Source organism: Streptomyces sp. NPDC000941, from assembly GCF_053599555.1.
This window is the reverse complement of sequence record NZ_JBSFMM010000105.1, coordinates 17,638-39,061: the sequence shown is the minus strand read 5'-3', so window position 1 is coordinate 39,061 and position 21,424 is coordinate 17,638. Positions and strand designations below refer to the sequence as shown.

The following is a 21,424-nucleotide window of genomic DNA, read 5'->3' as shown; positions in this document are numbered from 1 at the left end:
GGTCGCGGTCGCCTTTGAGTCCGCAGCCGCCTTCGGCCGGGTCGCAGTGATGGGTGCGCTGCCGCAGCGCCCGGACTCCGCCCCGTCGGCCGGACGGGTCTCCCCGCACGCCGAGGACACCACGCCGGCCGCGGCGGAGGGCGCGTACGCCGACACCGACATCGCGATCGTCGGCGTCAGCGGCCGCTACCCCGAAGCCGCGGACCTCGACGAGTTCTGGCAGAACCTCCGTTCCGGCCGCGACTGCATCCGGGAGGTGCCGGCGGAGCGCTGGGACCACCGCAGGTACGCCGACATCGGCGGCTCCTCGAAGGGCAGCTGGGGCGGGTTCATCGACGGTATCGACCGCTTCGACCCGCTGTTCTTCCAGATCTCACTGCACGAGGCCGAACTCCTCGACCCCCAGGAGCGCCTGTTCCTCGAATGCGCCCACCACACGCTCGAAGACGCCGGATACACGGGCGAACAGCTGAGCCGGGCCTCGTCCGCCCCCGACGCCGTGGGGCGGACCTCCGGCCGGGTGGGCGTGTTCGTCGGTGTGATGTACCAGGAGTACCAGCTCTACGGCGCGCAGGCCCAGGACCGCGGCCGGGCGACCGCCCTGTCCGGCAGCGGGTCCAGCGTCGCCAACCGGGTGTCGTACTTCTACGACTTCCACGGGCCGAGCATCACCGTGGACACCATGTGCTCGTCCTCGCTGACGGCCATCCACCTGGCCTGCGAAGCGATCAAGAGCGGTCAGTGTGACGCGGCGCTCGCCGGCGGGGTGAACATCACCTCCCATCCGAACAAGTATGTGCTGCTGAGCCAGCGCCGGTTCCTCTCCACCGACGGCCGCTGCCGCAGCTTCGGCGACGGCGGCGACGGCTATGTGCCCGGCGAGGGCGTCGGAGCCGTCCTGCTCAAGCCCCTGGCACGCGCCGTCGCCGACGGAGACCACATCTACGGCGTGATCAAGGGAACCGCCCTGAACCACGGCGGACGCACCTCGGGCTACTCGGTGCCCTCTCCGGTGGCTCAGGGCGAGGTCATCACCGCCGCGCTCGCGGACGCCAATGTCGACCCGCGCACCGTCAGCTACATCGAGGCGCACGGCACCGGGACGGCGCTGGGCGACCCGATCGAGGTCAGCGGCCTGGCCAGGGCCCTGAAGGGGCCGGACGGCCCGCCGTCCACCTGCGCGATCGGCTCGGTCAAGTCGAACATCGGGCATGCCGAGAGCGCCGCGGGCATCGCCGGACTCACCAAGGTGCTGCTCCAGCTGCGCCATGGGGAACTGGTCCCGAGCCTGCACTCGGATACCCTCAACCCGCACCTCGACTTCGCCGGGACACCGCTGCGGGTGCAGCAGCGCGTGGAGCCGTGGCGGCGGCCGACAGTGGAGATCGACGGAGAACCGCGGACCCTGCCCCGGATCGCCGGTGTTTCCGGCTTCGGCGCGGGTGGTTCGAACGCCCACCTGATCGTCGCCGAGTACCGGCCCACGGCCCCGGAGCTCGGGCGGGCCGCCGTCGAGAGCGGACCGGCGCTGCTGGTGCTCTCCGCGCAGAGCGAGGCCCAACTCGTCGAGCAGGCACGGCGGTTGCACGGGCGGCTGGCGGAGCTGAGCGACGACGCTCTTGCCGATGTCGCATGGACCCTCCAGACGGGGCGCATGGCGCTTCAGGAGCGGCTGGCCTTCGCGGCGACGTCGCTCTCCGCCGCCAGGGACCGGCTCGAGTCGTTCATCGCCGACCCCCAGCGGCCCGGTTCCTGGGTACGGGGCACCGTGCGATCCGGCGGGGCGGCACCGGCGGCCGGCCGGGGCGACGAAACGCTGCGCTCGGCCCTGGCGGACTGGACCGACCGCGGCGCCCACGACCGGCTGCTGCGCCTGTGGGCCGACGGCGCCGCGGTGCGGTGGGAGGAGGCGCACCCCTCGACCCGGCCCGCGCGGCGCATCAGCCTGCCCGGGTATCCGTTCGCCCGGGACCGGTGCTGGTTCGACCTGGACGGCGATCCGTCGGAGCTGCCGGCCCTCCCCGCCGCGGCCGCGCCGCGTACGACGGCGGCCCAGCGGGCCGAAGACGGTGAGATGGTGCTGCTGCGCCCGGTGTGGGACGCGCGGGAAGCGCTCCAGGACGGCCCGGGGGAGAGCTACGCCGAGCGCCACGTCGTGGTGGTCGGCCGGCTCGCGGCCGCGGACCGCGACGAGCTGCGGGCCGCGCTGTCCACCGGCGCCGTATGCCGGTTCGTGGAGCCGGTGGAAGGCTCGCTGGACCGGCAGTACACCGATGTGACGCAGCAGGTGTTCACCCTGGTCCGCGAGCTACTGCACGGGGGCGTACGGCGGCCCGTACTGTTCCAGGTCGCGCTGGTCGGCACCGCCGCCACCGCCGCCGACGGCGAGGGCCTGGCGTGTCTCGGTGGGCTCGCCGGTCTGCTGAAGACGGCGAGCCTGGAGAACCCGCTGCTGCACACGCAGTACGTGGACTGCCTCGACGGCGCGCCCCCCGCCACCGTCGCCGCCCGTCTGAAGTCGGAGGCGGCGCACGGCCTCGAGCCGGAGGTACGGCATCGCGACGGTCGGCGGCGCGTCGAGCGGTGGGAGGAGGTGTCGCCCGTACGGGTCCCGGACACGCAGTGGCAGGAAGGCGGCGTCTACCTCATCACCGGAGGCGCCGGGGGCCTCGGGCTCATCGTCGCGCGGGACATCGCGGCGTCGGTCCGCCACGCCACCGTGGTCCTCACCGGCCGCTCCCCGCTGAGCGACGAGAAGCGGAGCGCGCTGGACGCGCTGCGCGCGGCGGGCCTGACGGTGGACCACCAGCGCGCCGACGTGGCGGACCGGGCTTCGCTGGCCCGTGTGCTGGCCCATGTGGCGGACATTTACGGCCCGTTGACGGGTGTGCTGCACTCCGCCGGGGTCATCGATGACACATTCATCCTGCGCAAGGGCTCCGACGACGTGGCGCGGGTCCTCGCGCCCAAGGTCGCCGGTCTGGTCAATCTCGACGAGCTGACCCAGGACCAGCCGCTCGAGGCGTTCCTGTGCTTCTCGTCGACCGCCGGGGCGTTCGGTAACGCCGGGCAGGCCGACTACGCGGCGGCCAATGCCTTCATGGACGCCTACGCGGCGTACCGCAACCGCCTTGTCGACGCCGGAGCGCGCAGCGGCCGCACCGTCTCCATCGGCTGGCCGCTCTGGGACGAGGGCGGCATGGGCGACGAGGCGGTCCGGGCGCAGTTGCACAGCGCCGGGCTCGCGCCCCTGGACACGGCCCGTGGGTCGTTGGCGCTGCGGGCCGCCATGGCGGCGGCGGACAACGGCCTCGACACCGGCCGGCTGCTCGTTCTCGTAGGGCGCCGCGATGTGTTGCTCTCCCGGCTGCCCGGCCGCGCCGAGGAAGCGCACGCCGCCCCGGCTCCCGTCGCGCCGCGTGCGGCCGACGAGGGCGCCGGGCGTGCGCTGGAGGACCGGGCGGTGGCCCATCTGCGGCGCCTGCTGGCGACCTCGTTGAAGCTCGGACCGGAGCGTCTGGACGTCGAGACGCCGTTGGACGAGTTCGGCATGGACTCCGTCGTCGCGGTGAACGTGATCTCCCGCTTGGAGGAGCCGTTCGGCCCGTTGCCGAAGACCCTGTTGTTCGAGATGCCGACAGTCCGTGAGCTGGCCCGGTTCTTCGCGGCCGAACACACGGAGGCGTTGCGTGCGCTGGTCGGCGTGCCGGCCGGGCCGCCGAAGGCAGACCAGACCAGTCGGGCAGACCAGACCAGCCAGGCGGAGCAGACCAGTCCGGCGGTTCGGGTGGAGCCCGCTCCCGCCGTGGCCACGGTCCAGCTCGCGCCGCGCCGGGAGCACTCCGGCCGCGGCCAGGAGATCGCGATCGTCGGCATCACCGGGCGCTACCCGCAGGCCGACGACCTCGACACCTTCTGGGCCCATCTGCGGGACGGCGAGGACGGCGTCACCGAGGTCCCGCAGGAGCGCTGGGACCAACGGCTCCTCGATGACGCGGGCCTGAGCCGTGGCAAATGGGGCGGGTTCATCGACGGGGTGGACCAGTTCGACGCCCAGCTGTTCGGGATCGCGCCCCGGGACGCCAAGGCGATGGACCCGCAGCAGCGGCTGCTCCTGCAGACCGTGTGGCATCTGCTGGAGCAGAGCGGTGTGACGCAGGAGGCGATCGAGCGGCGTTACGAGCGGCGTGTCGGCGTCTACATCGGTGCGGGCTACCAGATGTACCGCGCGGACGAGTCGGACCCGACGCTGGTCGCGCTCACCACGTCGACCTCGTACAACATGATCGCCAACCGGGTCTCGTACTTCTTCGGCCTGGAGGGTCCCAGCCTGGCCGTGGACAGCATGTGCTCATCGTCCGCGACCGCCATCCACCTCGCCTGCGCCGATCTCCAGCGCGGGGAGACCGAGCTGGCCGTGGCGGGGGGCATCAACCTGACGATCGACCAGGGCAAGTACGTGGCGCTGTCCGAGCTCCAGCTGCTCGGCAGCCATCCGGGAAGCCGCAGCTTCCGGGACGGGGACGGCTATCTGCCCGCGGAGGCCGTCGGCGCCGTGCTGCTCAAGCCCCTGGACGCGGCGATCCGGGACGGGGACACCATCCACGCCGTCATCAAGGGCACCGCCTCGCTGCACAGCGGCCGGGGCAACGGCTTCATGATGCCGAGCCATGCCTCTCAGGTGAAGGTCATGCGGCGGGCGCTGCGGCGGGCGGACGTGGAACCGGACACCATCGGCTACGTCGAGGCCGCGGCGAACGGCGCCGCCCTCTCCGACGCGGTCGAGTTCCGCGCTCTGCGTGAGGTGTTCTCCGACGCGACCGAACCGGTGGCGCTCGGCACCGTGAAGTCGAACCTCGGACACCCTGAGGCGGCCTCCGGTATCGCCCAGCTCACCAAGGTCGTCCTCCAGTTGCGGCACGGAAAGATTCCGCCCCTGGTCGAGGTGGGCTCGCCCAACCCCGACCTGGACCTCGCCGGCACACCGCTGTGGCTCTGCGACCGGCTCACGGACTGGGAGGCGCGGGGCACGGCGGACGCGCCCCGCCGCGCGCTGATCAACTCGATCGCCGCCGGCGGCAGTCACGTCAGCCTGGTCGTCGAGGCGCCGCCGGCCGTTGCCGCCGGGCGGCGCGCCGCGGACGCGGGGCCCCAGCTGATCGTGGTCTCCGCACGCAACCGCGAGCGGCTGCGCACGGCGACGCGGCGGCTGCACGACTTCCTGGCACACGACGACGCCGCGGGTCTCGCGGACATCACGTACACCCTGCAACTGGGCCGTGAGGCACAGCCAGAACGGCTCGCCGTCGTGGTGTCCTCCCGGGCGGAGTTGCGACGCGTCCTCGCACACCATCTGGCGAGCGAGTCCGGGGCCTTGGAGCAGTCGGCGCGCGATCAGGGCGACACTGCCGAGCCGGCCGCGCCGATCCATCTCGGAAACGCCGACGACGACGCCGGTCCGCTGCGCATGCTGCTCGACGGCGCCCAGGGCGAGACGTTCCTGTCCGCCCTCGTCGCCGACGGCGACCTGGAGCGCCTGGCCGAGCTGTGGGTGCGCGGACTGAAGGTGCCGTGGCACGGGCTCCACGGCGAGGGCCGCCACCTGGTGTCCCTCCCCGCCACCGTCTTCGAGCCGGTCACCTACTGGGTCGCGCCACGGCCCGGCGCCCCGGTCACCGGACAAAAAACTCAAGCACCCGCCGACCATCAGGGGCCGACCCACCAGGACACTTCGCCGCCCGCCGAAGCGGCACCGGACACATCCCTCACCGACGCCGAACGCGTCGTGCTCGAGGTCTGCGCCGAACTTCTCGACTTCCGCCGCGAGGAGATCGGCATCGAGGACAGCTTCATCGCGCTCGGCGGCCACTCCATGCTGGTCCCGAGGTTCGCGGCGATGCTGCGCGAGCGGGGCCTGTCCTGCGAGGCCCAGAGCGTCTTCGCGGCCGGCACGCTCGCCGACATCGCCGCGGCGGTCGGCGCGGACCAGGGCCCGGCGCCCGACGATCCCGCCCCGGCCGGGGGCGGGATCCCGGAGGGCTGCGCCCACATCACCGCCGACATGCTGCCGCTGGTGTCCCTGACCGAGGACGAGATCGCCGCCGTCGTCGCCGCGGTGCCCGGTGGCGCCGCCAACGTCCAGGATGTGTACCCCCTCGCGGCCCTCCAGGAGGGCATGCTGTTCCACAGCCTCAGGGAGGGCGGGCGCGACCCGTATGTGCTGTCGGGCATGTTCGCCTTCGACAGCCGCGCCCACCTGGACCGCTTCGCCGAGGCCCTGAGCGCCGCCATCGACCGGCACGACGCGCTGCGCACCGCGATCCTGACCGACGGGCTCAGCCACCCCGTCCAGGTGGTGGTGCGGCATGCCGAGTTCACCGTCGACGAGATCGAGGTGGGTCCGGGGGCCACCGCCGAGGACGGGGTCGAGGAGATCCTGTCCCGCGCCGCGGCCATCCCGCTTGACCGGGCGCCCCTGATCAGGTTGCGCGCCGCACGGCACCCGGACACCAGGGTGTGGCGGGCGGTGCTGAGCGTCCACCACGTCATCCACGACGCCTCGTCGTTCATGCTGCTGCTCACGGAGATCGCCGCACGGATGGGCGGGAAGGCGGATACGCTGCCGGCCCCCACGCCGTACCGGGACTTCGTCGTGCGCACCGGGCAGCCGGCGAACCGGCTGGACCCCGCGGACTTCTTCGCCGCGCGGCTCGGGGACATCACCGAACCGACCGTGATGTTCGGTCTGCACGATGTGCACGGCGACGGCAGCCGGACCGTCGAGCTGCACCGGGAGCTGGACAAGGAGCTGGGCCGACGGATCCGCGCGCTCGCCAAGGAGCTGCGGGTCAGCCCGGCCACCCTGTTCCACGCCGGCTGGGCGCTGGTCGTGGCGGCGTGCGGCGACCGCGACACCGTGGTGTTCGGCACGGTCATGTCCGGTCGGCTCCAGGGCCCCGAAGGGATCGAGCGCATGCTCGGCAGCTTCATCAACACCCTTCCGGTCCGCCTCGACCTGGCCGACAGGTCCGTCCGGGACCTGGTACGGGACACCGAGCGGACCCTGCGCGAACTGGTGCGCTACGAACAGGTCCCGCTCCCCGAGGCCCAGGGCCACAGCGGCCTGTCGCCCGAGACCCCGCTGTTCAACGCGTACTTCAACTACCGGCACATGGAGACCGGGGACCGCGCCGGCGGGATTGATTCGGCGATCGCCGGGGTCACACCGCTGACCGGGGTGATCGAGCGGAGCAACTACCCGGTGGCCGTCTCGGTCGACGACCGGGGCCACGCCTTCTCCATCGAGGCGCTGATCGACCGGGCCCAGGACGCGGGGCTGGTGGTCGACTATCTGGAGACCGCCATGGCGGGCCTGGTGGACGCCCTGGCCGTACCGGAGGACGCGGAGCGGCCCGCCCTGGATCTGCCCGTACTGCCCGCCGAACTGCGCCACCAGGTGCTCACCGGGTGGGGCGAGGAGCCGACACCGTACGACGAGGGCCGCTGTCTGCACACCTGGTTCGAGGAGGTGGCGGCCCGCCGGCCGCACGCCACCGCCGTGACGTTCGGGGAGACCTCGCTCAGCTACCGCGAGCTCAACGCCCGGGCCAACCGGCTGGCGCACCACCTGCGTGATCTGGGTGTCGGCCCGGAGGCGCTGGTCGCGCTCTGTCTGCCGCGCAGCGAGCAACTGGTGATCGGGTTGCTGGCGGTGGTCAAGGCCGGTGGCGCCTACGTGCCGCTGGACCCGGCGTCCCCGCCGGAGCGGCTTGCCCACGCGCTGACCGACAGCGCCCCGCACGCCGTGCTGACCGACGGCCCGCTGCCGGAGGGGCTGGTGGCCCTCGACGACGCCGGCGTCCCGCTGATCGATCTGCGCGCCGATGCCGACCGCTGGGCCACGGCCCCGGACACCGACCCGCCGACCATGCCCGCGGCGGGGCCCGACACCCTGGCGTACGTCATCTACACCTCCGGTTCCACCGGCACCCCCAAGGGGGTGATGGTCGAACACCGCAACGTCACCCGCCTGTTCACGGCGACGGCTGACTGGTTCCGCTTCGGCGAGGACGATGTGTGGACCCTGTTCCACTCCTTCGCCTTCGACTTCTCCGTCTGGGAGATCTGGGGCGCCCTGCTGCACGGTGGCCGCCTGGTGGTCGTGCCGGAGCCGACGACCCGCGACCCGCGGGAGTTCTACGCCCTGCTGTGCGCGGAGGGCGTCACCGTGCTCAACCAGACGCCGAGCGCCTTCAGGCAGCTCATCGCCGCCCAGGGAGAGAACTCCGCGGCGCACGATTTGCGCACGGTCGTGTTCGGCGGCGAGGCGCTGGACGTCGCGGCCCTGCGGCCCTGGTCGCGCCGCCCGGCGAACCGGGCCACCGAGCTGGTCAACATGTACGGGATCACCGAGACCACGGTGCATGTCACCTACCGGCCGCTGGGCGAGCCGGACCTGGACGCCACCGTCAGCCCGATCGGTGTCCACCTCCCCGATCTGCGCACCTATGTGGTGGACCGGCACGGCCGGCCGGCGCCGATCGGCGTGGTCGGCGAGCTGTACGTCGGCGGCGCCGGGGTGGCGCGCGGCTACCTCAACCGGCCGGAGCTCACCGCGGAGCGGTTCCTGCGGGACCCGTTCCGCGACGATCCCACCGCCCGCGTCTACCGCACCGGCGACCTCGCCCGCCGGCTGCCCGACGGCTCCCTGGAATACCTCGGGCGCAACGACCAGCAGGTGAAGGTGCGCGGTTTCCGTATCGAGCTGGGCGAGATCGAGGCGCGGCTCGGCGCACACGACGGCGTCGAGGACGCCAGGGTGCTGCTGCGCGACCACGGGGACGACGACAAACGCCTGGTGGGCTATGTGGTGCCGGCCCAGGAGAGCGCACGCCCCGTGCGTGAGCTGCTGCGCCTGGCCCGCACCGAACCCACGGCGCTGGAGCGGACCTACGAGCTGCCGAACGGCCTGCCGGTGTTCCACCACAACCGCAGCGAGACCGACTTCGTCTACGAGGAGATCTTCACCAACCTCGAGTATCTGCGGCACGGTGTCACCATCCGCGACGGCGACACCATCGTGGACATCGGCGCCAACATCGGCCTGTTCACCCTCTTCGCCGGGGTGCGCTGCCCCAGCGCCAGGATCTATGCGTTCGAGCCGATTCCCCCGGTCGCCGACTCGCTGCGCCGCAACGTCGCGCTGCACGGCCTCAACGCCACGGTGTTCGACCATGGCCTGGCGGCCGAGGCCAAGGAGGAGACCTTCACCTTCTACCGCCACAACACCGTCATCTCCAGCAGCCGGACCACCCCTGAGCAGGCCCAGGACCTGATGCGCTCGTATCTGCGCAACCAGGAGGAGCTGAGCGACGACGAGGCGGTCGCCGGAGACGACCTCGTCGACGAGGTCGTCGGCGCCCGCCTCGACAGCGAGCACTTCACCTGCCGGCTGCGCCCCCTCTCCGACGTCCTGGCCGAACAGGGCATCGACCGGATCGATCTGCTCAAGGTGGACGTGGAGAACGCCGAGTACGAGGTGCTTCGGGGCATCGACGAGCGCGACTGGCCGAAGATCCGGCAACTGGTGGTGGAACTGCACGATGTCGACGGCCGGCTCGACACCGTCCTGTCGCTGCTCAAGGAGCACGACTACGAGGTGGTGTGCGAGCAGGACAACCGGCTGCTGCGCAACACCCCGCTGTACAACCTCTACGCCCGGCGGACCGCCGACGGCCCGGCCACCGACACGGCCGAGGAACAGCCGGACGCCATGGCGCCGGCCGGGGCGCGCTGGGCGAACCGCACGGTTCTGCGCGACGACATCCATGCCACGCTGCGCGGCGGCCTGCCGGAGTACATGCTGCCCACCGCGTATGTCTTCCTCGACGAGTGGCCGCTGACCGGCAATGGCAAGCTGGACCACCGGGCGCTGCCCGATCCGGAGCGGCCGCGCCCCGCGGACGCCGGGCGGGTGGCCCCGCACAGCGAGGCCGAGCGTACGGTGGCCGCGGCCTGGGCGGAGCTGCTGCACACCGAGGCCGACCACTTCGACGTCACGGACGACTTCTTCGCCCTGGGCGGCAACTCGCTGCTGGTGGCCCGGCTGATCAACCTGCTCAAGCGGCAGGCCGGCGTGGAGTTGCCCGTCCAGGTGGTCTTCGCCACGCCACGGCTCGGCGAGCTGGCGGCCGAGCTGGAAGACCGTATGCCGGTGGGCGCGGAGGCCGGTGGGCTGGACGTCGATCAGATCCTCGCCGGGATCGACCTCATCGAGAGCATGAGCGACGAGGAACTGGACGCCCTGGACGGCCTGGACACCGAGCACACGGACCAGACGGACCAGCCTGAGCAGGCTACGCGGGGGGAATGGTCATGAGCACCGACCACCAGGTGAGCGGGCTGGATCTGATCCGCAAGATCAGATCCCTGCCGCCCAAGCGACAGCGCGCGCTGATCGCGATGCTCAGGCGCCAGGGTGTCGACCTCTCCGCGCTCGACACCATCCCCACGCTGGACCGGGCCGCGGACGAACCGATCCAGCTCTCCTACGCCCAGCAGCGGCTGTGGTTCCTGGCGCAACTCGACGGGACCAACGCCCACTACAACATCCCGATGGCGCTGCGGCTCCGCGGCCACCTGGACACCGCCGCGCTGACGCGCGCCGTGGAGCGGGTGGTGGACCGGCAGGAGGCGCTGCGCACCCGCTTCGTCGACCGGCAGGGCGTCGCGTATCTGCACATCACGGACGGCCGGGACGTCGTGGTGCGCGAGCAGACGGTGACGGACGAGGCGGAGCTGCGCCGGATCTGTGAACAGGAGGCCGTCGCCCCCTTCGACCTGGCACGCGACCCGCTGATCCGGGTGCTTCTGCTCCGCCGGGCCGAGCAGGACCACGTCCTGCTCGTCACCATGCACCACAGCGTCTCCGACGGCTGGTCGCTCGGCGTGTTCCTGCGCGACCTGGCCGCGCTCTACGAGGCGTTCTGCACGGGAGCGCCCGACCCGCTGGGGCCGCTGCCCATCCAGTACGCCGACTACGCGCACTGGCAGCGCCAGTGGCTCGTCGACGACGTCCAGGCCCGCCAGGTGGCGTACTGGCGCGAGCAACTGGCCGGGATCGACCCCACGCTCTCGCTGCCCGCGGACCACGACCGCCCGGCGACCAAGACATACCAGGGGACGCGGAAGAGCTTCCGCTGCCCGCCGGAGCTGCTTGACCGGCTGCGCAAGATCAGCGAGCAGCACGACGTCACCCTCTACATGACGCTGCTGGCGGCGTACGCCGTGGTGCTGCACCGCTACACCCACCAGACCGACATCCCCGTCGGCACGGTCGTGGCGAACCGCAACCGGCTCGAGGTGGAGGGGCTGATCGGCTTCTTCGCCAACACGCTGGTGATGCGCGCCGACCTCTCCGGCGACCCGGACTTCCCCGAGCTGCTGACCCGGGTCAGAAAGACCGCGCTGGAGGCGTACGAACACCAGGACGTCCCCTTCGAGGCCGTGGTGGACGCCCTGGAACTGGAGCGCAGCCTCAGCCATTCCCCGCTCTTCCAGACCCTGGTCGTGCTGCAGGAGGCGCAGACCGACCGGGACGGGCGGCTGGGCGAGCTCGAGGTGTCCCCGGTCGACTTCGACTTCGACATCGCCAAGTTCGATCTGACCCTCGACCTGCGCGAGACGCCCAGCGGGCTGGCCGGCGCCGTCGAGTACAACACCGCTCTGTTCGACCCGGACACCATCGAGCGGTTCATCGGCCACTACACAGAGCTGCTGGCGGCCATCGCGGCGGACCCGGACGCCCGGGTCTCCCGGCTGAGCATGATCGACGAGGCCGAGCGACGCCAGGTCCTGGAGGGCTGGAACGACACCCGCCGCCCGTACTCCGACGACCGGTGTCTGCATCAGCTGTTCGAGGAGGCGGTGGCCGAACACCCGGACCGCACCGCCCTGGTGGACGGCGACCGCTCGTGGACGTACGCGGAGCTCAACGCCTGGGCCAACCGCATCGGCCACGCCCTGCGCGGTCACGGCGTGGGGCCGGACGGGCTGGTCGGCCTGAGCGCGGAGCGCTCCGCCACGATGGTGGCGGGCATCCTGGGCGTGCTCAAGGCGGGTGGCGCCTATATGCCGATCGAGCCCTCCTACCCCGCCGCCCGTATCGCCGACCTGATCGAAGGCTCCGGCGTCGAGGTGGTGCTCACCCAGCCGCAGCTGGACCAGAAACCGCTGGAGGCGGCCCGGCATGTGCTGGTTGTCCACCCCGACGGCCGGGTCCTGGACCGTGCGGGCCAGGAGGCCGGGGCGGCGCGGGAGGACAACCTCGACGCCGCCGAACTGGGGCTCGGCCCCGACCACCTGGCGTATGTCATCCACACCTCCGGTTCGACGGGCCGCCCCAAGGGCGTCATGATCGAGCACCGGGCGGCGGTCAACCGCATCGAGTGGATGCGACACGAATACCGTCTGACCGACGCCGATGTCGTCCTGCAGAAGACCCCCTACAGTTTCGACGTCTCGGTGTGGGAGTTCTTCTGGCCGCTGCTGTCCGGCGCCCGCCTGGCCCTCGCCGCGCCGGAGGGCCACAAGGATCCCGGCTATCTGGTCTCGGCCATCCAGCGGTACGGGGTGACCACCCTGCACTTCGTGCCGTCCATGCTCCGCTCGATCGTGGCCGAGCCCGGCTGGTCGCAGTGCACATCCGTACGTCAGGTGTTCTGCAGTGGCGAGGCCCTGCCGGCGGAGCTGTGCACCCGGCACCACGCCCGTCACCCGGCCCCGCTGCACAACCTGTACGGCCCCACCGAGGCGGCCGTGGACGTCAGCCACTGGACCTGCCCGGACGACAAGCTGCCGCGCACCGTCCCCATCGGCAGACCCATCCAGAACATCCGGCTGTATGTGCTGAACGACGCCATGGAACCGCAGGGCATCGGATGCGTCGGCCAGCTGTACATCGCCGGCGTCGGCCTGGCCCGCGGCTATCTGCACCAGCCGGAGCTGACGCGGGAGCGGTTCGTACCGGGCCCGTTCGGCGCCGGGGCGGGCGAGCGGATGTACCGCACCGGCGATCTGGCACGGTGGCGGCCCGACGGGACCCTGGAATTCCTCGGCCGCGTCGACGACCAGATCAAGCTGCGCGGCTACCGGATCGAGCTGGGCGAGATCGAGCACCGGCTCGGCTCCCACCCCGCCGTACGGTCGTGCGTGGTCGTCGTCCGCGAGGACCAGCCCGGAAACCAGCGGCTGGTGGCGTACATGGTCCCGAGCGAGGAGCCGGTCGGCGACGATCTGCGCGCCGACCTCGTCCGGCACCTGGAAGAGGCGCTGCCCGAGTACATGGTGCCCAGCGCCTTCGTGACGCTGGACGACCTGCCCGTCACCACCCACGGCAAACTGGACCGCAAGGCCCTGCCCGCGCCCGACATCACGGCGTTCGCCCAGCGCGCCTACGTCGCGCCGCGGACGTCGACCGAGCGGCTTCTGGCGTCCCTGTGGGCGGAGCTGCTGGGCTTCGAGGTGGAACGGGTCAGCGCCGACGACAACTTCTTCGCGCTGGGCGGGCACTCCCTCATCATCACCGTGCTGGTGGCCAGGCTCACCGAGGCCGGTCTGCCCACCGGCGTCAAGGACGTGTTCAGCGCGCCGACCCTGGCCACTCTGGCCGCGCGGATCGACGAAGGACAGGCCGGAACCGACTACGCCGTACCGCCGAGCGGAATTCCGGACGGCTGCGAGCGGATCACCCCGCGGATGCTCCCCCTGGTCGACCTTGCCCAGGAACACATCGACGCGATCACCGCGACCGTGCCCGGCGGCGCCCCGAACGTCCAGGACATCTATCCGCTGGTCCCCTCGCAGGAGGGCATCCTCTTCCATCACCTGGTGGACCCGGACAACGACCCGTATCTGATGTCGGCCGTCTTCGTCGCCGACGACGAAGCGGCGTGCGCCAGGTTCACCGACGCCGTACAGGCGGTGGTCGACCGGAACGACGTCCTGCGCACGGCCGTGCTCACCGCCGGGCTGCCGGAGCCCGTGCAGGTGGTGTACCGCGCCGCGCCGCTGCCCGTGGAGCGGGTGCGGCTCGATCCCGACCGCGAACCCGACCGCGACGCCGAGCGGCAGGCGCGTGCCCTGCTGGCCACGCCCGCGCCCATGGCGGTCGACCGGGCTCCGATGTTCCGGCTCGTCATCGCCGAGGACCCGGACTCCGCCCGGCGCTACGTCGTGCTGAACTTCCATCACCTCATCGAGGACGCCACCTCGCTGCGGCTTATCATGGACGAGATCACGGCCCATCTGGGGGGCCGGGCCGAGCTGTTGGCCCCGCCCGCGCCGTACCGGGACTTCGTCGCGCACACCCTGCACCAGCTCGCGTCCGAGGACGCGGAGAGCTACTTCCGGGACGTCCTCGGCGATGTCACCGAGCCGACGACGCCCTTCGGGCTCACGGACGTACGCGGCGACGGGCGCCGTACGCGCAAACCGCGCCGGTCCCTGCCCGCGGAGCTCACCGAGGCGCTGCGCGGCCACGCGCAGCGCCTGCACATCAGCCCGGCCTGTCTGTTCCACGCCGCCTGTGCGGTGGTCGTGGCCGCGGGCAGCGGGCGCGACGACGTGGTGTTCGGCACCGTGATGTCGGGCCGTCTGCAGGGCGTGCCCGGGGTGGAGCGGATGCTCGGCAACTTCATCAACACCCTGCCCCTCCGGGTCCGGCTGGAAGGCAGAACCGTCCGGGAGCTGATCGCAGACGTCGACGCCGGGCTGAAGGAGCTGATCGCGCGCGAGCAGAGCTCGCTGAGCGTGGCGCAGCGCGGCACCGGCCTGGACGGCGACACCCCTCTGTTCAGCGCGGCCGTCAACTTCCGCCACTTCGAACCCCGGCACGGCGACGAGCAGGCGCCCCGTATCGAGGACTCGGGGGTCCGCTGGCTGGCGTCCATGGACCGCACCAACTACCCGATGGGCATCTCCCTCGACGACCTGGGCAGCGAACTGTCGCTCACCGTCCAGGTCGAGGACCGGATCGAGCCGGAGGCGCTGCTGGACTACGTCGAGACGGCCCTGGCCGGGATCGTCGGCGCGCTCGCCGCCGACGACGGCGCCCGCACCGCCGCGCTCGACATCGACATACTGCCCGCCCCGGAGCGGCGGCGGCTGCTGGTCGAGTGGAACGACACCACTCGCCCCTACCCGCAGGACAGCTGCCTCTTCGAGCTGTTCGAGGCGCAGGTGGCCCGGCGGCCGGACGAGGTGGCCGTGGTCCACGGCGACCGGCGGCTCACCTACGCCGAACTCAACGCCCGCGCCAACCAGGTCGCCCACCACCTGCGTCGTCACGGCGTCGGCCCGGACACCCTGGTCGGGCTGTGCGTGGAGCGGTCGCCGGAACTGGTGATCGGACTGCTCGGCATCCTCAAGGCCGGTGGCGCGTATGTGCCGATCGACCCCGGCTACCCCGAGGAGCGCATCCACGACCTCGTGCGGTACTCCAAGGTCGGCGTCCTGCTCGGGCAGGCCGACCTGCCGGCCGCCCTGGTCGACGGCGTGGCCGAGGTCCTGTATCTGGACACGGGCGTACGCGCCCGCGACGGTCTGCAGGCGCTCGCCGGTCTGCCCGAGGACAACCTGTCCCGCGCCGAGCTGGGCCTGATGCCGGAACACCTGGCCTACGCCATCTTCACCTCGGGCACCACCGGCCGGCCCAAGGGCGTGCTGGTGGAACAGCGGGGTGTCGTCCGGCTTCTGCGCAACCCCGACTACTTCCCGCCGAGCGACGACACCGTGATGGTGCACCACTCGTCGATCTCGTTCGACGCCGGATCCCAGGAGGTGCTGACCCCACTGGTGGCGGGCGGGCGACTGGTCCTGCACGACGGCGACTCCAAGGACGTGGAGCAACTGCTCGACTGCGTCGAGCGGACCGGGGTGACGACGATGCTCCTGTCCGCGGCCTTCCTGCCCGCGTTCGCCGAGGCGGCCGAGGGACGGCGGCTGGCGCTGAGCTACCTCGCGGTGGTCGGCGAGGCGTTCTCGGCCCGGGACGTGCGCCGGCTCTTCGCCGCGCAGCCGGAGCTCACGGTCGTCAACGGGTACGGCCCGACCGAGAACAGCATCGCCTCGACGTACCACGTGATCCCGAAGGACATCGCCGAGGACGCCCGTATCCCGATCGGCCGTCCCGTACCCCAGTCCACCGCGTACGTCACCGACGGCCGACTGCGGCTGGTGCCCACCGGGGTGGTCGGCGAGCTGTGCGTGGGCGGCGCGGGCGTGGCGCGCGGCTACCTCGACGACCCGGAGCTGACCGCTGCCCGGTTCATCACCGACCCGTTCGGCACGGACCCGACCGGCCGGCTGTACCGCACCGGCGATCTGGTCCGCCGACTGCCTGACGGCGCCCTCGAATTCCTCGGCCGCGCCGACGACCAGGTCAAGGTGCGCGGCTTCCGCGTCGAACCGGGCGAGATCGAGACCGCGCTCCAGGCACACCCCGCGGTGCACAGCACCGTGGTGGTGCCACAGGTGTCCGGGGAGACCCGGTCGCTGGCCGCGTATGTGCGGCCCACGGCGCGCTGGCTCGACGCCGCGGCCGAGGAGCAGAACGCCGAACACCTCGAGCAGTGGCAGCGGGTCTTCGAGGGCCAGCACACCGACAGAGCAGACAGCTCGGACGACGCCCCGGCCGACACGGTCGACGAGGGCATGAACCTGACCAGCTGGGAGAGCAGTTACACCGGCGAGCCGATCCCCGGGTCCGAGATGTTCGAGTGGATCGACGGGACCGTACAGCGGATCACCGAGCTGCGGCCCAAGCGGCTGCTGGAGGTCGGCTGCGGCACCGGCCTGCTGCTGTTCCGGTACGCCGCGAGCTGCGCGGCCGTACACGCCCTCGACATCTCCGCCGGGGCGCTGGACGAGGTCGGGCGGGGCGTGGAACGCCGCGGCTGGTCGCATGTGACCCTCACCCACGGCGACGCGCTGGCGGTGCGGGAGCTGGCCGGGTCCACCTTCGACGTGGTGGTGCTCAACTCGGTCGCCCAGTACTTCCCCAACCGCCTCTACCTGGAGGAGGTCATCGCCCGGCTGCTCCCGCTGGTCGAGGACGGCGGCCGCATCCTCCTGGGCGATATGCGCAACCTGGACCTGTTCTCCGCCCACGTCGGCGCGGTCGAACGCAGCCGCACCGCGACCCGCACCACCGTCGGGGCGCTGGCCGCCCGGGTGCAGCGCCGCCGTCGGCAGGAGACCGAACTGCTGGTCAGCCCCACCTGGTTCGCCGGTCTTGCCGAGCGCTTCCCCGAACTGGGCGCCGTCGACCTGATGGTCAAGCGCGGCCTGGGCGACAACGAGATGCTGGCCTACCGCTACGACGCCGTGCTGACCAAGGGCCCCGCCCCGTCCGGCGATCCGCTGCCGTGGCTGACCGCCACCGGCCCGGACGGGCTGCGCGCCCTGCTGGACGGCGGCGAACTCCCGGACCGGTTCGGGGTGACCGGCCTGACCAACCCCCGCATCGCGGACGATGTACGGATCGCCGAGGGACTGACTCGCTGGGCCTCCGCCCGGCAGGTGGAGCCGCTGCCGGGCGGCGTACGGATGAGCGCCGCGGCCACCGCCGAGGTGCGCGAGCTGGAAGCCACGCTGGTCCACGCCGAAGGGCTCGGCTACCGGGTGGCGGCCACCTGGTCCCAGGACCGGCCCGACGGCCTCGACCTGGTCTTCGGGCGGGACGAACTGCCCCCGGTGCGCGCCCGCGCCCCCTACCGTGGCGCGCCCCTGGCGAACAGCCCGCAGATCGGCCGTATGGGCTCGTCGATGGCCCGCACCCTCAAGGAACACCTGTCGGGGCGGCTGCCCGACCATATGGTCCCCGGCGTGTTCGTGATCCTCGAAGAGCTTCCCGTCACGCCGAACGGCAAGGTCGACAAGCGGGCCCTGCCCGTCCCGGACGAGGAGGACGTGGCCAAGGAGTCCTACGTCGCGCCCCGCACCGAGACACAGAAGACGCTGTGCCGACTGGTCGCCGGAGTGCTCGGTCTTGAGCGGGTGGGGCTCCAGGACAACTTCTTCGACCTCGGCGGACACTCCCTGTCGGCCACCCGGCTGACCATCCGGGTCAAGAAGGAACTGGGCGTGGAGCTGTCGCTCCAGCTGATCCTGGGCGGCGCCTCGGTGGCGGAGATGGCCGCCGCGCTGGAGCCCGCCACGGACGCCGAAGTGGCCGACCCCGTATCGGCGCCGCGGGTGACGGACGTGACGGTGCAGCCGAGGGAGGTGCGGCCGGGAGATGCGATCCCCCTCGCCCTGCAACAGCGCGACCTGTGGTTCCTCGACCGGCCCGAACACCTCGGCTCGGCGCACGACAACGTGCAGTTCGCCTTCCAGGTCACCGGCCCGCTGGACCGGGACGCCTGGGCGCGCGCCGTACGGGCCGTGGTCGACCGGCACACCGTGCTGCGCACCAGCTACGTACGCCGGGACGGGGCCGTACTCCAGCGGGTGAACGACGGCGTGGACATCGACGTGCCCGTGCTGCCCTTCGACGGCGGCTTTGACGGCTCCGACATCGGCGATGCCGCCGAATGGCTACGGGCCGAACGGGCGCGCCCCTTCGCCCCCGGCGACCTCTGCCAGCTCCGGGTCCATCTGCTGGCCCGCTCCGGCACCGACCACCTGGTGGTCGTCACCCGCCCGTGGGGCGTCGTCGACGGCTGGTCGACGGGCATCCTGCTGACCGAGCTGTCCGCGTGCTACGGGGCGCTGAGCCGGGGCGAGGAGCCGGCTCTGCCGGCCCTGCCGTTGCAGTACGCCGACTTCGCCCGCTGGCAGGGTGGCGCGGTCGACCAGGCGGAGCTGGACCGCCAGCGGAGCTACTGGCGCACCCGGCTGGCCGGTCTGCCCGGCTGCCTGTCGCTGCGCACCGACTATCCGCGGCCCGCGGTGAAGTCCTACCAGGGCGCCTCGGTGGAGCTGCGGCTCCCGGGCGAGCTGCTCACCCGGCTCCGGCAGCTCGGCCAGGACCGCGGGGCCACGCTGTACATGACCCTGCTGTCGGCGTTCGCCGCGCTGCTGGGCGGCCGTACCGCTGACCGTGAGGTGGCGATCGGCTCGCCGGTGTCCAACCGGCCCCGGCCCGAGCTGGAGGAGCTGGTCGGCTACTTCGTCAACAGGCTGGTCCTCCGGCTGGACATCGCGCCGGAGCGGGCCTTCACCGAGCTGTTGGCCCAGGCCCGGGCGGCCACGGCCGAGGCGCATGAACACAAGGACCTGCCCTTCCGGGAGCTGGTCCAGGACCTGGTGCCGGAACCCGACGCGGCGTACCCGCCGCTGTGCCAGGTGATGTTCAACCTGATCCCGGCGTCGGGCGGCGGCGGTGGTGGTGGGGCCGACGACTTCGAGGTGCGGCCGGTGCCGGTCGAGTCCGGCACCGCGAAGTTCGACCTGAACCTGATGGTGCAGGAGACCGAGGCCGGGCTGACCGGCTACCTGGAGTACAGCGCGGACCTGTTCGCGCGGGGCACCGCCGAGGCCATGGTGCGGGACTACGAGCGGCTGCTGCGGGAGATCGCGGCCGACCCGGAAACCGACCTGGCCGGGCTGCGGGCCCGCGCGGACCGGCCGCGGAGCGAGGGAGGCGTCGGGTGAGCGACCCGGTCCGTTACGAGCCGGCCTTAACGTACGGCGTGGCAGCCGCACGCCCGGCAACCGCGCCCGGCCCGGCCCTGCCCCAGGGCTCGGCCGAGCGCGCGGTCGCCGTGGTCGGCATGTCCTGCCGGGTCCCGGGCGCCCAGGACGTCCACGCCTTCTGGCGGCTGCTGCACGACGGCGTGGACGCGATCACCGACGCCCCCGCCGACCGGTGGGACCTCGACGCCGTACCGGACGAGCTGGACACGCCCGGGCTGCGGCGGGGCGGCTTCCTCGACCGGGTGGCCGACTTCGACAGCGAGTTCTTCGCCATCTCCCCGCGCGAGGCCGCGGCCATGGACCCGCGGCAGCGGCTGGCCCTGGAGCTGAGCTGGGAGGCGCTGGAGGACGCGGGTGTCGTGCCGGAGACGCTGCGCGGCGGCTCCACCGCGGTCTTTCTCGGCGCCACCGGGGACGACTACGCCTCGCTCGTCCACCGGTCCGGCACGGATGCCGTGTCCCACCACTCCCTGCCGGGGCTCAGCCGGGGCCTGATCGCCAACCGGGTCTCCTACCAGTTCGGCTTCCGCGGCCCGAGCCTCGCCGTGGACACCGCGCAGTCCTCGTCCCTGGCCGCCGTCCACCTGGCCTGCGAGAGCCTGCTCTCGGGCGCCACCGGGCTCGCGCTGGCCGGTGGCGTACATCTGAACCTGGTCCCGGAGGGCGCGCTCGCCTTCGCGCGCGCGGGCGCGTTCTCCCCGGACGGCCGCTGCTACACCTTCGACGCGCGGGCCAACGGGTTCGTACGGGGCGAGGGCGGCGGCATCGTCGTCCTCAAGCGCCTCGCGGACGCCGTCGCCGACGGCGACCCGATCTCCTGTGTGCTGCTCGGCAGCGCACTGAACAACGACGGCGGCGGCCCGGGGCTGACCGTTCCCGACGGCGACGCGCAGGAAGCCCTGCTGCGGCAGGCGTACGCGCAGGCGGATATCGAGCCGGGGCGCGTGCGCTACGTCGAGTTGCACGGCACGGGCACACGGGTCGGCGACCCGATCGAGGCGGCCGCCCTGGGGTCGGTGTTCGGCCAGGGGCGCGACGACGCCGAGCCGTTGCTCGTCGGGTCGGTCAAGACCAACATCGGCCACCTCGACGGCGCCGCCGGGGTCATCGGACTGATCAAGGTCGCGCTGTCGCTTCGGCACGCGGCCATTCCCGCGAGCCTGAACTTCACCGCACCGCATCCGTCGATCCCGATGGACCGCTGGAAGATCCGGGTGAACGACACCACCGGCCGGTGGCCGGACGGCCCTCGGCTCGCCGGGGTCAGCTCGTTCGGTATCGGCGGCACGAACTGCCATGTGGTCGTCGCGGAAGGCCCCGCCGCCACCGCACCGCGCAACCCCCTCGCCGCCGACGCCGCCGCGGATTCCTCAGAACGGGAGCCCGTGCCCGTACCCGTGTACGGGCGCTCGGAGGCGGCGCTGCGGGCCCAGGCGGAGCGGTTGCACGCATGGGTGGCGTCCCATCCGGACCTGTCCCCGGCGGACGTCGGATTCTCCGCCGCCACCACCCGATCGGTCCTGGACCACCGTGGTGTGGTCATCGCCGCCGACCGCGCCGAGTTGCTGGAGGGCCTGGCCGCGCTGGCGGCGGGCGAGTCCGCGGCCACCGTGGCGCGGGGCTCCGCGGCCGACGGAACCGGTGTGGTGTGGGTGTTCCCGGACCAGGTGCCGCAGGGATTCGGGGCGATAGCCGAACTGTGGGAGTCCTCCGCCGCGTTCGCCGCGCG

The 21,424-nt window shown here is 72.2% G+C and carries 2 protein-coding genes and 1 pseudogene (1 of these 3 cut by a window edge); all 3 read left to right on the top strand.

All coding sequences use genetic code 11. The annotated features are described in order from the left end of the window. Window positions 1–49: 49 nt before the first annotated feature. Window positions 50–10,378, top strand: a pseudogene (locus tag ACWDSL_RS29590) (amino acid adenylation domain-containing protein); the annotation flags it as partial. After that, the gene (locus ACWDSL_RS29585) at window positions 10,375–19,653 is read left to right on the top strand and encodes an amino acid adenylation domain-containing protein (RefSeq protein ID WP_450490525.1); all 9,279 of its coding nucleotides are present in this window, start codon (window positions 10,375–10,377) and stop codon (window positions 19,651–19,653) included. The pseudogene ACWDSL_RS29590 and the gene ACWDSL_RS29585, both read left to right, overlap by 4 nt. Continuing rightward, on the top strand, window positions 19,650–21,424 hold the start of the coding sequence (locus ACWDSL_RS29580; RefSeq protein ID WP_450490523.1) for an SDR family NAD(P)-dependent oxidoreductase. Its footprint extends 6,166 nt past the window's final position; the window shows 1,775 of its 7,941 coding nt (coding positions 1–1,775); its start codon is at window positions 19,650–19,652; its stop codon lies beyond the right edge, outside the window. The genes ACWDSL_RS29585 and ACWDSL_RS29580 overlap by 4 nt, the downstream gene beginning before the upstream one ends.